15 protein-coding genes are annotated in these 13,239 nt (G+C 72.9%); 9 read left to right on the top strand and 6 right to left on the bottom strand.

Annotated elements, in window-relative coordinates:
• Positions 1-24: 24 nt before the first annotated feature.
• The 3 genes from J3P44_RS17655 to J3P44_RS17645 form a co-directional block, all read right to left on the bottom strand.
• Positions 25-678 carry an alpha/beta hydrolase family protein gene (locus J3P44_RS17655; protein WP_255891776.1) on the bottom strand — a complete coding sequence of 218 codons (654 nt, stop codon included), beginning with the start codon at positions 676-678 and terminating at the stop codon, positions 25-27.
• A 13-nt stretch (positions 679-691) separates the two neighbouring features.
• Positions 692-1,429: an SOS response-associated peptidase gene (locus J3P44_RS17650; protein ID WP_255891775.1), complete on the bottom strand. Its 738-nt coding sequence runs from the start codon at positions 1,427-1,429 to the stop codon at positions 692-694.
• Positions 1,430-1,553: 124 nt separating this feature from the next.
• Positions 1,554-2,321 carry a hypothetical protein gene (locus J3P44_RS17645; protein ID WP_255891774.1) on the bottom strand — a complete coding sequence of 256 codons (768 nt, stop codon included), beginning with the start codon at positions 2,319-2,321 and terminating at the stop codon, positions 1,554-1,556.
• Positions 2,322-2,512: 191 nt separating this feature from the next.
• Here J3P44_RS17645 and J3P44_RS17640 point away from each other — a divergent pair, with 191 nt between their 5' ends.
• The 4 genes from J3P44_RS17640 to rsgA all read left to right on the top strand — a co-directional run bounded on the left by J3P44_RS17640 (position 2,513) and on the right by rsgA (position 7,134).
• Complete coding sequence (locus J3P44_RS17640; protein WP_255891773.1) at positions 2,513-4,198, top strand: sigma-70 family RNA polymerase sigma factor; 1,686 nt, start codon at positions 2,513-2,515, stop codon at positions 4,196-4,198.
• A gap of 69 nt (positions 4,199-4,267) precedes the next feature.
• The gene (locus tag J3P44_RS17635) at positions 4,268-4,798 is read left to right on the top strand and encodes a DoxX family membrane protein (protein ID WP_255891772.1); all 531 of its coding nucleotides are present in this window, start codon (positions 4,268-4,270) and stop codon (positions 4,796-4,798) included.
• Between the two features lie 18 nt (positions 4,799-4,816).
• A complete protein-coding gene (gene aroA, locus J3P44_RS17630) occupies positions 4,817-6,133 on the top strand; it encodes a 3-phosphoshikimate 1-carboxyvinyltransferase (protein WP_255891771.1) in 1,317 nt (438 codons plus the stop codon).
• The gene (gene rsgA / locus J3P44_RS17625) at positions 6,130-7,134 is read left to right on the top strand and encodes a ribosome small subunit-dependent GTPase A (RefSeq protein WP_255891770.1); all 1,005 of its coding nucleotides are present in this window, start codon (positions 6,130-6,132) and stop codon (positions 7,132-7,134) included. Before aroA ends, rsgA begins: the two co-directional genes overlap by 4 nt.
• A 15-nt stretch (positions 7,135-7,149) precedes the next feature.
• Here the strand turns inward: rsgA and J3P44_RS17620 are convergent, their stop codons facing one another.
• The gene (locus J3P44_RS17620; protein ID WP_255891769.1) at positions 7,150-7,617 is read right to left on the bottom strand and encodes a DUF2231 domain-containing protein; all 468 of its coding nucleotides are present in this window, start codon (positions 7,615-7,617) and stop codon (positions 7,150-7,152) included.
• A 41-nt stretch (positions 7,618-7,658) separates the two neighbouring features.
• Between J3P44_RS17620 and J3P44_RS17615 the strand changes: the two genes are divergently transcribed.
• The 3 genes from J3P44_RS17615 to J3P44_RS17605 all read left to right on the top strand — a co-directional run bounded on the left by J3P44_RS17615 (position 7,659) and on the right by J3P44_RS17605 (position 9,524).
• Entirely contained in the window at positions 7,659-8,567 is a 909-nt protein-coding gene (locus J3P44_RS17615; protein WP_255891768.1) for an inositol monophosphatase family protein, read from the top strand.
• A gap of 122 nt (positions 8,568-8,689) precedes the next feature.
• Positions 8,690-9,121, top strand: a complete 432-nt coding sequence (locus tag J3P44_RS17610; protein WP_255891767.1) for a CBS domain-containing protein — start codon at positions 8,690-8,692, stop codon at positions 9,119-9,121.
• A gap of 61 nt (positions 9,122-9,182) precedes the next feature.
• Complete coding sequence (locus J3P44_RS17605) at positions 9,183-9,524, top strand: FKBP-type peptidyl-prolyl cis-trans isomerase (RefSeq protein WP_255892127.1); 342 nt, start codon at positions 9,183-9,185, stop codon at positions 9,522-9,524.
• 21 nt (positions 9,525-9,545) lie between these two features.
• On the opposite strand, the gene J3P44_RS17600 is transcribed toward J3P44_RS17605, so the two are convergent.
• A complete protein-coding gene (locus J3P44_RS17600; RefSeq protein WP_255891766.1) occupies positions 9,546-10,223 on the bottom strand; it encodes a response regulator in 678 nt (225 codons plus the stop codon).
• On the bottom strand, positions 10,220-11,398 hold the full coding sequence (locus tag J3P44_RS17595) for a sensor histidine kinase (RefSeq protein ID WP_255891765.1): 1,179 nt from the start codon (positions 11,396-11,398) through the stop codon (positions 10,220-10,222). The genes J3P44_RS17600 and J3P44_RS17595 overlap by 4 nt, the downstream gene beginning before the upstream one ends.
• Before the next feature lie 138 nt (positions 11,399-11,536).
• Here J3P44_RS17595 and J3P44_RS17590 point away from each other — a divergent pair, with 138 nt between their 5' ends.
• Together J3P44_RS17590 and J3P44_RS17585 are read left to right on the top strand one after the other, a co-directional pair.
• On the top strand, positions 11,537-12,433 hold the full coding sequence (locus J3P44_RS17590; RefSeq protein WP_255891764.1) for an ABC transporter ATP-binding protein: 897 nt from the start codon (positions 11,537-11,539) through the stop codon (positions 12,431-12,433).
• The gene (locus J3P44_RS17585; protein ID WP_255891763.1) at positions 12,430-13,233 is read left to right on the top strand and encodes a hypothetical protein; all 804 of its coding nucleotides are present in this window, start codon (positions 12,430-12,432) and stop codon (positions 13,231-13,233) included. Before J3P44_RS17590 ends, J3P44_RS17585 begins: the two co-directional genes overlap by 4 nt.
• Positions 13,234-13,239: the final 6 nt, after the last annotated feature.

The raw sequence follows: 13,239 nt of genomic DNA, 5'->3' as shown, positions 1-13,239 counted from the left end.
ACCTGCCTCAACACGACGCCTCGTTCAGGGATTCCCGACGACTTCACGCACCAGCCATTCGAGGGTCGACTCGACGATGATGCCCATGGCCTCGTCCTGGCTCACCTCGCCGCGGGCCGGGACCTTGAGGCCGTGGTCGCCGCCCGGGATGACGACGACGTCGACCCCGGGGAGGTCTCCGGGAAACTCCTCGGGCCGGCCCATCGGGTCGCGCTCCCCCTGCACCACCAGCGTCGGCAGTCCCGTCGCCCGCAGCTCGGGCAGCCGGGTCGGCTCGGTCCGGCCGGGCTGGTGCAGCGGGAAGGACAGGGCCAGGCAGCCGCTCGCCCCCAAGGCGCGTGCCGTGCGGGCCGCGGAGCGGGCACCGGCCGAGCGACCGCCCACCACCAAGGGCGTACGCACCCGCATCACGTCGGCCGCACACGTGAGGGCGACGTCGAGGGTCGGCGGGGCGGTGGCGACCTTGCGACCGGCGACGCGCCACGGCTGCTCGAACAGCACGACGCTCACGCCCTGTGCCGGGAGGGCGTCGGCCAGCGCCCACAGGTCGCGGGACTCGATCCCGCCGCCGGCACCGTGGCTGAGCAGCATCGTCGCGATCGGGCTGGTGGCCCGGCGCGTGTGCAGGCGCCCCTCCCCGTGGGGGGTGTCCACGCTGCGGATCGTCGCCTTCTTCACGCGGTCGCCTCCTTCATGGGGTCGCCTCCAGCGGCTGCACGAGCTCCGGGCCGTTGTTGCGCACGTTGCTGACCAGGGTGGGGACGGCGTACGCCTCGAGCCGGCCGGGAGCCGCCGGCACCAGCAGGGACGTGTCCCCCGGCGTCGTGGGGTCGAGCCACTCGTGCCAGCGCTCACGCTCGACCATCAGCGGCATCCGGTCGTGGATGTGGCCGAGCGAGTCCTCGGCCTCGGTCGTCAAGACGGTGCACGTCCACCGGAAGCGGTCGGTGTCGTCCTCGCCCTTCCCGGGGTCACGCCAGATCTCGTAGAGCCCCGCCATGGCTAGGACCCCGCCGTCGCGCGGGCGGATGAAGAACGGCTGCTTGACCGACTTGCCGCGGGCGTTGGTCTGCGAGGTCGGGTACCACTCGAAGTAGCCGTCGGCGGGGAGCAGGGCCCGGCGGCTGGCGAACGCCTTGCGGTAGGCAGGCTTGTCGGCGACGGTCTCCATCCGCGCGTTGATCATCCGGTTGCCGATGGACGGATCCTTCGCCCACGAGGGCACCAGGCCCCACGTGAACACCCGCAGCTGGCGCTGGGGAGGCTCCGCGGACTCACGTGAGGGCGGCCGCTCGACGACGGCGTAGACCTCCTTGGTCGGCGCGACGTTGTAGTCGGCACCCAGCGGGGCCGCGATCCGGCTCTCCACGACCTCGAACTCCTCGATGAGGTCGTCCGGTTGCCGGGACGACGCGTAGCGGCCGCACATGTCACGACCCTAGCCGGGCGCGACGGAGGAGCGCACGGCGTGGGTCGGGAGGTTGAGCAAGCCCGCGGCTGAGCCTGCGAAGGCGCGACGGCGCGTCGAAACCGCGCGGAGCGCACGGCGTGGGTCAGCCGCGCGCCAGCTCGTCGAGCAGGACGCCGGCGACGCGGTCGGACGCGGGAAGACCCTCGATCCACACCCGCACCTGGGGGCCCTCGGACGCTCCCTCCGACTGCACCCGGTCGAGCAGGGTGCGCAGCACCCGCACCCGTCGGCCCAGCCGGTCGTCGCGACGGGCGAGGATCGCGACCCGGTGCATGCCGAGGCGCGCGATCGTCTCGTCGCGGGCGAACACCGTCCGTGCGAGCTCTCCGGCCCGCGCCAGCCGCATCGCCCGGGTGAAGTGGTCGCCGGGCTCCTCGGACGGGTCGTCGTCGAAGGGCATCGCGCACAGCACGAGCGCGTGGCCCGCGAGGGCGTCGGCGGCGTCCTGGCCGCGGTAGACCTCCGAGATCCGGCTGCGCAGGTGCGCCTGGCTGGCCAGACCCGTCAGCGGGTCCTCGCACGAGAGCTGGTGGAGATAGCCCAGCGTGGTCTCGCTCCACGCGGTGATCAACGCCGCGAGTCCGTCGTACGACGGATCGGTGCCGACCGCGAGCTGCCACGTCGTGCGCAGGCCATCGAGCGTCTCCTGCATGGAGGCCCCGTCACGCGCCAGGTCCTGGCCGGCCACCGCACACACGTCGAGCACGTCCGATCCTGAGATGAGCGCCTCCCCGAGGGCCTCGAACCGGTGCGGCAACCCCGACCGCACGTCCGCAGACCCCGACCCGCTCATCCCAGGACCGGCGCCCGTGAGTCGTCGCCCACCCATGGCGAAGAACTTCACGGCCACCCCCACTTCCTGTTGTCATGCTCCCCCGTGTGACGTGCCTCGAGGCAGGTCATGACGCGGACCAGACCAGAAATCTCGGATCGCGCCCAAACTCCGCCCGCGAGCACGAGCGCAGGTCTACAGTCAGGGTCACCTGGCCCACCCAGGCGCCAGGTGCTTTCCCGGAAGCGGCACCCCATGAGCAGTTCCCTATGAGCATTGCCAGCAGCATCGAGGCCCCCGGGGACGCCGAGCTGATCTCGGCGGTCCGCGGTGGGGACGTCGATGCCTACGGCACGCTCTTCGAGCGCCACGTCGACGCTGCCCGCCGCCTGGCTCGCCAGCTCGTGCCGGCCGGCGACGCCGATGATCTCGTCTCCGAGGCCTTCGTCAAGGTGCTCGGCGTGCTCCAGCGCGGCGGCGGCCCCGATGTGGCCTTCCGTGCCTACTTGCTCACCTCGGTCCGCCGGTTGCAGGTCGACCGCTTCCGCGCCACCGCCCGGCTGCACACCACCGACGACATGGAGGCCTTCGACCCGGGCGTGCCGTTCGTCGACACGGCCGTCGAGGGCTTCGAGAGCGCCGCCGCGGCCAAGGCGTTCGCGTCGCTGCCCGAGCGCTGGCAGCTGGTGCTGTGGCACACCGAGGTGGAGGGGGAGAAGCCCGCCGACGTCGCGCCCCTCCTCGGCATGAGCGCCAACTCGGTCTCGGCACTGGCCTACCGCGCCCGCGAGGGCCTGCGGCAGGCCTTCCTCACCCAGCACGCCGAGGAGCTCGAGCTCGAGGCGGACACCTGCCGCTGGACCCACGGGCAGCTGGGCGCATACGTCCGCAACGCCACCTCCCGACGCGACGCCGCCAAGGTGGAGGACCACCTCGGCGAGTGCCGCTCCTGCATGGCGATCTACCTCGAGCTCACCGAGGTCAACTCCGGCCTCGGGGCGCTCCTGGCCCCGCTGCTGCTGGGCGGAGCGGCCACGGCCTACCTCGGCGGCACGGTCACCGCCGGAGCGCTGCCGGGGGGCCTCGGCCTGCTGGTGGGCAGGATCCGCGACGCGATCGCGGGCAGCTCCGGCACTGCGGCCGTCGCCGGTGTCGCCACCACCACCGTCGTCGTCGCGGGCGGGCTGGCTCTCGGGCTGGGTGGTCCCGACAAGGCGCCGGCCGACCCCGCCGCCCTGCGGCCCACCTCGCCGCCGGCGGCGAGCAGCTCCTCGGGCGACACTGACCCGTCGCGCTCACTAGAGCCGTCCCAGCGCGACCGCCCCGGGACGGCCACGGACGAGCTCGTCCTCACACCCGGGGACGAGGTGGAGGTCGTTCCCACCACGACGCCCGAGACGGTTCCCACGTCCGACCCGACACCCACTTCCGACCCGACACCGACCTCCGACCCGACACCGACCTCCGACCCGACACCGACGTCCGACCCGACGCCCACGTCCGACCCGACGCCCACGTCCGACCCGACGCCCACGTCCGACCCGACACCGACGGCCACCCCGACCCCGACGCCCACGCCGACTCCCACGGCCACCCCGACCCCGACGCCCACCCCCAGCCCCACTCCACCGCCCGCACTCCCGGACGCCTCGCTCGGTGGGAGCGTCGGCGGCGCCCATCCGACGTACGAAGTGGTGCTCCGCGTGGCGGGACTGCCCTCCGGTGCCACTGCGGTCCTCACCGTGGCGGCGTCCGAGGCCAGCGTGGTGCGCACCGGCGACGCACGGTGCGTGGTCGTCAAGGCGCTCGCGACCTGCCAGATCTCGGGTGCCGACCCGTCCCCCGTCGCGCTCCAGGTGGTCGCCCCGCAGGGGGCCTCGGTCGTGGCCGCCCTCGCCCCCGCAGCTCCGGACCCCGACCCCGGCAACAACACCTGGCGCGCCTCGCTCGACTGAGCCTCCCGCCGCCTGCAGGCACCCCTGTGGACGGAGCGTGGTCCCAGGGCATCGTGTAGACAGGGGTGCATGACGATCACCCGGTTGCTCGCCCGTCCGATGCTGGCCTCGATCTTCGTCGCCGGCGGGATCCATGCCCTCCGCAACACCGAAGCCCACGCGGTCAAGGCCAAGCCCGTCGCCGACCGGTTCGTCCCTCTCGTCCAGCGCGCAGCGCCGAGCGCGCCGATCCCCACCGACGCCGCCACCCTCGTGCGGATCAACGCCGGCGCGCAGCTCCTCGCCGCCGCGGCACTGGCGACCGGTCGGGCGCCGCGCCTCAGCGCCGCCGTGCTCGCCGCGTCGCTCGTGCCCACCACCCTCGCCGAGCACGCCTTCTGGGAGGAGAGCGACCCCCAGGCGAAGGCCGCACAGCGCCGCGAGTTCATCAAGAACACCTCGGTCCTCGGCGGCCTCCTGCTCGCCGGCGTCGACACCGAGGGCAAGCCCGGCCTCGCCTGGCGCGCCCGCCGGGCGGCAGCTGACGTACGCCGTGAGGCACGTCAGGTCGCCAAGGACGCCCGTCGCGAGGCGAAGCTCGCCAAGGCCCAGCTGACCTGATCTCGATAAGGTGCGCGGGTGAGTGAGCCTGCCCCGTCCCCCGACCTCTGGGCGGCGCCGCGCCCCCACGACGCGGTCGACCGTGTCGTGTCCCTGCCCGGGAGCAAGTCGCTGACCAACCGTGCGCTGCTCCTCGCCTCGCTCGCCGACGGACCCAGCGTCGTACGCCGACCGCTCCGGTCGCGTGACACCCGCCTCATGGCCGCGGCACTGACCGCCCTCGGCACTCGCCTCGAGGACCAGGGCGACGACATGGCCGTCACCCCCGGAGCGTGGGACCGCGACGGCGACGTCGACTGCGGGCTCGCCGGCACGGTGATGCGGTTCGTGCCGCCCGTGGCCGGGCTCTCCAGCGGCACGGTGCGCTTCGACGGCGACCCCCACATGCGGCTGCGCCCCGTGGGCCAGATGCTCGCCGCGCTCGGCGCGCTCGGCGTCCACATCGACGACGGCGGACGCGGTGCCCTCCCGTTCGCGGTGCACGGCGCCGGCGCGGTCCCCGGCGGGACGGTGACCATCGACGCGAGTGCCTCCTCCCAGTTCGTGTCGGCGCTGCTGCTGGCGGGCGCGCGCTACGAGCACGGAGTCGACGTGCGTCACGTGGGCAAGCCCGTGCCCTCCCTGCCGCACATCGAGATGACCGTGCAGATGCTCCGCCACCACGGTGTCGAGGTGGACGACACCGACGCCAACCGCTGGGCGGTCGCCCCGGGTCCGGTCGCTGCCGCCGACCACGACATCGAGCCCGACCTCTCCAACGCGGCCCCGTTCCTCGCCCTCGGCGCCGCCACCGGCGGGCGCGTCACCGTGCGCGACTGGCCCGCTCGGACGACCCAGCCCGGTGACGAGCTCCGCGAGATCCTGGCGCTGATGGGCTGCGAGGTGAGCCTGGCCGACGGTGACCTGACCGTGGTCGGGCCACAGCGACTCTCGGGGGTCGACCTCGACCTCCACGACGTCGGTGAGCTCACGCCCGCCGTCGCCGCGCTGTGCGCGCTGGCCGACTCCCCCTCCCACCTGCGCGGCGTCGCCCACATCCGTGGCCACGAGACCGACCGGATCACCGCCCTCGCCACCGAGCTCGGCCGGCTGGGGGCGGATGTCACCGAGCGCGAGGACGGGTTGTCCATCCGTCCCGCGGTCCTGCGCGGCGGCGTCTTCCGGACCTATGCCGACCACCGGATGGCCCACGCGGGCGTCATCCTCGGGTTGGCGGTCGACGGCGTGCTGGTCGAGGACATCGCCACGACCTCCAAGACGTTCCCCGACTTCGCCTCCGCATGGAGCCGAGCGGTGCTCGGCACCGCCGGGGCCGGGCCCGGAGCGGCCCCGTGACGGGTCGCTACTCCGACCACGACCAGGAGCACTACGAGCGGCCCCGGCGCCGCACCCGGCCGCGCACCAAGGACCGGCCGACCTACGACGACGCCGTCGACGCCCGAGTGGTGACGGTGGACCGCGGCCGCTTCACCCTGCTCCTCGAGGGTCGCCGGGTGATGGCGATGAAGTCGCGTCCGCTCGGCCGCAAGGGGGTCGTGGTCGGCGACCGCGTCCGCGTGGTGGGTGACACGAGCGGGGCCGACGGGTCACTCGCCCGGATCGTCGAGGTGGTCGAGCGCACCACGACGCTGCGTCGCACCGCCGACGACGACGACCCGGTCGAGCGGGTGATCGTGTCCAACGCTGACCAGCTCGTCGTGGTGACCGCGCTCGCCGACCCCGAGCCGCGACCGCGGCTCATCGACCGCGCACTCGTGGCGGCGTTCGACGCCGGCATGGCGCCGCTGCTGTGCCTGACCAAGGCCGACCTGGCCGACCCGGAGACCCTGCTCTCGACCTACCGGTCGCTCGGCGTCCCCTGGGTCGTCACCCAGCTCAAGGGCGAGGGGGCCGGCGACCTGTCCGAGCTGCTCGACCGGTTGCGCGGACGTACGAGCGTGCTGGTCGGGCACAGCGGCGTCGGCAAGTCGACCCTCGTCAACGCCCTCGTGCCCGACGCGCACCGCGAGGTCGGCATCGTCAACGCCGTCACCGGCCGTGGGCGTCACACCTCGACGAGCGCCTACCTGCTCGAGCTCCCCGACGGCGACGGCTGGATCATCGACACACCGGGCATCCGCTCGTTCGGCCTCGCGCACGTGCGGCCCGAGGACCTGATCGAGGCGTTCCCCGACCTCGACGAGATGACCGAGAGCTGCCCGCGCGGCTGCTCGCACGGCACCGGCGAACCGGAGTGCGGCCTCGACGAGGCGCTGGCGGCGGGCGAGGCCGACCCCGATCGGGTCGAGTCGTTCCGCAGGCTCCTCACTGCGCGGGAGAGCGCCACCGACTGGTAGGCAGCGACCCGTGGCTCAGCCCCAGACAGCGCGGGCGCCGGAGTCCCCGGCCAGGTAGAGCATGACCAGGAGCGCGACCGCGGCCGCGGCCAGCAGGACGGCCGCGACGATGCCGAGCGGGCCTCGCGACTCGCGCGCTCCCCGGCCCGACGCCAGGGCGGAGACCCCGCCGAGGGCCCAGGCGGCGAAGGCGGAGAGGAGCGCGTAGCCCAAGGCCACGTTGCGCAGCAGCTCGCCCCGCTCCATGTGCACCTCCACGATCGGGGCCAGTTCCGGGCGTGCCTTCAGGAGGTCCTCACCGGACATGACCGCGACCCACGAGACGACCGCGACGACGACGGCGAGCACGACCAGCGGCCAGCGCAGCAGCCAGCGCCACCTCGGGACCGCCGCATAGACCAGGCCCGCGAGCGCGGCCAGCGGACCGAGGACGACCACCGCGTGCACCACCAGTGGGTGCAGCGGGACACCGTTGAGCTCCATGGGTGCACCCTAGGACCCGTTGCTGGCAATAGCCTGTGGACATGCCCATCACCGGCTCCTCCAACCCACGAGGCTCGATCGACTACACCGACGACCTCCGTCTGGCCCACGTGCTCGCCGACGACGCGGACTCGTTGACCGTCGCCCGCTTCAAGGCGCTCGACCTCCACGTCATGAGCAAGCCGGACCTCACCCCGGTCACCGACGCCGACTCCGCGGTGGAGGAGGGCATCCGCCGTACGCTCTCGCGCGTCCGTTCCCGCGACGCCGTCGTCGGCGAGGAGCAGGGCACCACCGGTCACAGCCAGCGGCGCTGGATCGTCGACCCGATCGACGGGACGAAGAACTACGTCCGCGGCGTCCCCGTCTGGGCCACCCTGATCGCGCTCGCCGTCGACGAGGAGGTGGTCCTCGGCGTGGTCTCCGCACCCCAGCTCCAGCGACGCTGGTGGGCCTCGGCGGGCAACGGCGCCTGGACCGGACGGTCGCTGCTCAAGGCGACGAGGTGCGAGGTCTCCGACGTACGTCGCCTCGAGGACGCGTCGCTGAGCTACTCCTCCCTCTCCGGCTGGGACGAGCGCGGCCGGCTCGACGACTTCATCTCCCTGTCTCGACGGTGCTGGCGCACCCGCGCCTACGGCGACTTCTGGTCCTACATGCTGCTGGCCGAGGGCGCCGTCGACATCGCGGCCGAGCCCGAGCTCGAGCTCTACGACATGGCTGCGCTCGACGTGATCGTGCGCGAGGCGGGCGGACGCTTCACCTCGCTCGACGGCACCGACGGGCCCTGGGGCGGCAACGCGCTCGCCTCCAACGGCCACCTCCACGACGCAGCCCTGTCCTTCCTGGGCTCGCTCGGCGACGACGACACCGACCCCGACGTACCCCGACGCGGCCCCGGCTCGGTCAGCAGCCTGCGTGACAGGCAGGCCCCACCCGTCCTTGACTGACCCTTCCCGACGGCCCGACCCGCGCGGGATGGGACGGGACCTGTTCCCCGTTGCCGCGCTTGGCTACGGTGACCTCACAGTCGGACGCAATCCCCGACGCATCCGGACGAGAGGTGCAGATGATGAAGATCAACGACGTGCTCCACGGCAAGCCGAGCCAGGCCGTGGTGACCGTCCGCCCTGACGCCACCGTCCGCGAGCTGATCGCGCTGCTCGCCGAGCACAACGTCGGTGCGCTCGTGGTGAGCGAGGACGGCGAGCAGGTCTCGGGCATCGTGAGCGAGCGCGACGTCGTACGCCGCCTGCACGCCGACGAGTCCGTGCTCGACACGCCCGTGAGCCAGATCATGACCTCCGACGTGCGCACCTGCGCGGGCGAGGACGGCGTCACCGACCTCATGCAGACCATGACCGAGCACCGCATCCGGCACGTCCCGGTGGTGGCCGACGGAAAGCTGACCGGCATCATCAGCATCGGTGACGTGGTCAAGAGCCGCATCGGCGAGCTCGAGTTCGAGCGCGACCAGCTCGACCACTACGTCCACCAGACCTGACGAGCACACCCCCCGATCGGAGCACGAAGTGAGCGACCAGAAGCCTGACGTCGACCCCCACATGGGCGAGGCGCCCACGGACCTCGAGGTCACCGACCTCGTCGAGGGCGACGGGGCCGAGGCCACGTCCGGCTCGACCGTCTCGGTCCACTACGTCGGCGTCGCGCACTCCTCGGGCGAGGAGTTCGACGCCTCCTACAACCGTGGCACGCCCCTGCAGTTCCGCCTGGGCGTCGGCCAGGTCATCTCAGGCTGGGACACGGGCGTGCAGGGCATGAAGGTCGGCGGTCGCCGTCGTCTCGTGATCCCGCCGCACCTGGGCTACGGCGACCGGGGCGCGGGCGGCGCGATCAAGCCCGGCGAGACCCTGATCTTCGTGGTGGACCTGCTCGAGGTCCGCTGAGCGCAGCTCCAGTCGGGCGGCTCAGCCCTGGGCCTCGTGCACCAGGATCGCCACTTGGACCCGGTTGTCCACGCCCAGCTTGCTGAACAGCCGCCCGACGTGGGTCTTGACGGTCGGCACCCCCATGAAGAGCTCGGCCGCGACCTCGGCGTTGCTGAGGCCGCGTGCCACGGCGTGCGCGACGTCCCGCTCTCGCTCGGTGAGTCCGGCGAGGGCTGACTGCGCCGCCCGAGCCCGGTCCCGGGACGCCTGGGTCGCGTCCGTGCGCGTGACCGCCGCGATGAGCTGGGCGGTCACGCTCGGTGAGAGCATCGGGTGACCAGCGGCCACCGTCCGGATGGCCTCGACCAGCCGCGCCGGCGGGGTGTCCTTCAGCAGGAAGCCCGCGGCACCGATCCGCAGGGCGCGCAGCACCATGTCGTCGGTGTCGAACGTCGTCAGCACGATGATCTTGAGGTGCGGGTGCGTCCGGAGCAGTTCCTCGGTCGCGCTGAGTCCGTCGCGCACGGGCATCCGGATGTCCATCAGCACGACATCGGCCCCGGAGTCGGGCACCACGTGGAGTGCCTCCTCGCCGTCGCCGGCCTCCGCGACGACGGTGATCCCGGAGCCGCCACCCAGCATCATGCCGAGCGCTGCGCGCACCATCGGGTCGTCGTCGACGACGGCCAGCGCGACAGGGGCGGGGACCGAGCTCACGACTGCCACGGTATCCAGGCGCGGACCACGTAGCCGCCCGAGGCGTCGGCCCCGTGGTCGATCCGGCCACCCACGAGGGCCACCCGCTCGTCGAGCCCCAGGAGCCCGAGACCCGAGGCCGGCAGGGCGGGGGCGGGCGACGGGCCGACCGGTGGGGCGTTGCGCACGGCGACGACGAGCCCGTCGTCCGGGGTTCCGTCGACGTCGACCGTGACGGTCGTCCCGGTGGCGTGCTTGCGCACGTTGGTGAGCGCCTCCTGCACGATCCGGTAGGCCGTACGGCCCGTGGCGGCGGGCACCTCTGCCGCGACCCGGTTGTCGAGGCGTACGCGCATCCCGCCCGCCACCTCCTCCTCGACCAGACCGGCGACGTCGCGGAGGTCGGGCTGGGGGCGCTCGGGAGCATCCCCCGGGCGGGTCGGGTCGCGCAGGACGCCCAGGACCGAGCGCAGGTCCGAGAGCGCCCGGTGGGCGTTCTCCTCGATCGACCTGGCGGCGGTCGCCTGCTCGTCGGCCGAGAGGTCGCTGCGGTAGCTCAGCGTGCCGGCGTGCATGGCGACCAATGAGATCCGGTGGGTGAGCACGTCGTGCATCTCGCGTGCGATGCGGGTGCGCTCGGCGGCCTGGGCCTGCGCGACCCTGGCCCGCTGCTCCCGCTCGGCGGTGACGGCCCGGTCCCGGTAGGACTCGACCAGCTGGCGCTGGGAGCTCATCGCGTAGCCGGTGGCGTCCACGATGCCCACCACGAGCACGCCGAAGGCGATCGAGGCCCACAGGGGCAGCGTGTCCTCGGCCATGCTGATGCGCTCCTGCACCACGCCGCCCACGAGGTTGAGGGGGGCCGCGACGGCCAGCAGCCGCCACCTCCGGTGTGAGGCCAGCGATCCGATGATCCACAGCGCCGGTCCGGCGGTGGAGATCGAGACGAAGGAGAAGGCCCCGAGCACCAGAGCGACCCACGTGGGTCGCCGGTGGCGCCACCGGATCAGCACGAACGAGACCAGCCCCAGGAAGAGGTCGCCGGACAGCAACCAGGCCACCAGCGCCTGACCGCGGTCGGCGTCGGTCGCCGACAAGAACGTCACCGACCAGGCGAGGGCACTGATCGACAGCGCCAGGACGTAGCGCCACGCGGACGCCAACCGGCCGGTCCGATCGTCCTCCAGGGGTGGCATGGCCCGAGGGTAGGTCCACCCGGAGCGTCACCGCGTCCGACCAAGGTGTCGTCCTGCCGCCACCATCGATACCGAGGTCGGACCCGGTAGACCCCTGTGCACGATGTCGCGCCGCCGCTGCTCGCCGAGGCTGGAGCCATGATCACGATCGAGAACCTCACCAAGCGGTACGGCGGGTTCACCGCCGTCGACGACATCTCCTTCCGGGTTCGCCCCGGCAGCGTGGTGGGCTTCCTGGGGCCCAACGGCGCCGGCAAGTCCACGGCGATGCGGATGATGACCGGGCTCACCCCGGCCACTTCCGGGCGGGCCACCATCCTGGGCCAGCCCTATCGCGAGCTGCACAACCCCGGCCGACAGGTCGGCGTCATGCTCGACGCGTCGGCGCAGCACCCCGGCCGTACGGGTCGGGAGGTGCTGCGGGTCGCCGCCATCTCGGTGGGGGTGTCGCGGTCCCGTGTCGAGGACGTGCTCGCGCTCGTCGGGCTGACCGACGAGGAGGCGGGCCGCAGGGTCCGCAACTACTCGCTCGGCATGCGTCAGCGCCTCGGCATCGCCGCAGCCCTCATCGGTGAGCCGCAGGTGCTGATCCTGGACGAGCCGGCCAACGGTCTGGACCCCCAGGGCATCCACTGGATGCGCGGCCTGCTGCGGCGCTTCGCCGATGGCGGCGGAACGGTGCTGCTGTCCAGCCACCTCCTGCACGAGGTGCAGATCGTGGCCGACGACCTGGTCATGATCGGCCGCGGCCGGATCGTGGCGATGGGCACCAAGGAGGAGCTGCTCGAGCGCGGCGGCACCACCGTGCGCTCCACCGACGACGCCCGGCTCGCCGCCCTGCTCGAGGCCGCCGAGGTCCCCGTGACCCGGACCGGCTCGGGCCTGGTCGTCGACGCCGACCCCCGCGTGGTCGGCGAGATCGCCGCCGAGGAGCGCATGGTGCTCCTCGAGCTCCGGTCGGGGGGCTCGGAGGGCCTCGAAGAGATGTTCCTCGGCCTCACGGCCGCCACCTCACGCGAAGGAGACGCAGCATGAGCACCGACACCGTCGCCCCCACGGCCGCCGGGGGTCCGAGCACGGGCGACAGTCCGTCCACCGCCGCACTGCCCGGACGGCCCGGCGTGCCGTTCGGCCGCACCCTCCACGCGGAGCTGCGCAAGATGGTCGACACCCGCTCCGGTCGCTGGCTGGTCATCGTGATGTCGGCCCTGGCCGCCATCGTGCTGGGGGCCTTCGTGATCTGGGGTCCCGACGAGGACGCCACCTTCCGGAGCCTGCTCGAGCTCGCGAGCCTGCCACTGGCCCTGCTGCTGCCGGTCCTCGGGATCATGGCGGCGACCGCCGAGTGGAGCCAGCGCACGGGGCTGGTCACCTTCACCCTGGAGCCCCACCGGGGCCGGGTGGTGCTCGCCAAGGCGCTCGCCGCCCTGCTCCTCGCGCTCGTGGTCCTCGCCTCGGCCCTCGTCGCCGCGGCCCTCGCCAACCTGGCGGGTGGCGGTGCCTGGGACCTCCGGGCACCCGCGGCCGGCGGGGTGCTCCTTGCTCTGTTGGTCTACGTCCTTCAGGGCGTGGCGTTCGGCCTGCTGTTCCTCAACACACCGGTGGCCATCGTGTCCGTGCTGGTGCTGCCCACCGCGTGGACCATCGCCACCCAGGTCATCGCCTCGCTGGCAGACATCGGCGCGTGGCTCGACCTGGACTCGGTCACCCGTCCGCTGTTCGCGGGCGAGATGGCGGACAAGGACTGGGCACAGCTCGCGACCGCCGGTGCGGTCTGGGTGCTGCTCCCCCTCGCCATCGGCACCTACCGCGTGCTGCACCGAGAAGTGAAGTAGGCGCTC

Origin of the sequence: Nocardioides astragali (assembly GCF_024436375.1) — a bacterium.
Lineage (GTDB): Bacteria > Actinomycetota > Actinomycetes > Propionibacteriales > Nocardioidaceae > Nocardioides > Nocardioides astragali.
Note: the sequence above shows the minus strand (reverse complement) of the source record. Positions and strands in the feature narration are given on the sequence as shown.

Excerpts from the sequence above, each read along its gene's own strand:
- J3P44_RS17650 (WP_255891775.1), bottom strand. The coding sequence starts at position 1,429 with ATGTGCGGCCGCTACGCGTCGTCCCGGCAACCGGACGACCTCATCGAG.
- J3P44_RS17640 (WP_255891773.1), top strand. The coding sequence starts at position 2,513 with ATGAGCATTGCCAGCAGCATCGAGGCCCCCGGGGACGCCGAGCTGATC.
- J3P44_RS17635 (WP_255891772.1), top strand. The coding sequence starts at position 4,268 with ATGACGATCACCCGGTTGCTCGCCCGTCCGATGCTGGCCTCGATCTTC.
- J3P44_RS17620 (WP_255891769.1), bottom strand. The coding sequence starts at position 7,617 with ATGGAGCTCAACGGTGTCCCGCTGCACCCACTGGTGGTGCACGCGGTG.
- J3P44_RS17615 (WP_255891768.1), top strand. The coding sequence starts at position 7,659 with ATGCCCATCACCGGCTCCTCCAACCCACGAGGCTCGATCGACTACACC.
- J3P44_RS17610 (WP_255891767.1), top strand. The coding sequence starts at position 8,690 with ATGAAGATCAACGACGTGCTCCACGGCAAGCCGAGCCAGGCCGTGGTG.
- J3P44_RS17605 (WP_255892127.1), top strand. The coding sequence starts at position 9,183 with ATGGGCGAGGCGCCCACGGACCTCGAGGTCACCGACCTCGTCGAGGGC.
- J3P44_RS17595 (WP_255891765.1), bottom strand. The coding sequence starts at position 11,398 with ATGCCACCCCTGGAGGACGATCGGACCGGCCGGTTGGCGTCCGCGTGG.
- J3P44_RS17590 (WP_255891764.1), top strand. The coding sequence starts at position 11,537 with ATGATCACGATCGAGAACCTCACCAAGCGGTACGGCGGGTTCACCGCC.
- J3P44_RS17585 (WP_255891763.1), top strand. The coding sequence starts at position 12,430 with ATGAGCACCGACACCGTCGCCCCCACGGCCGCCGGGGGTCCGAGCACG.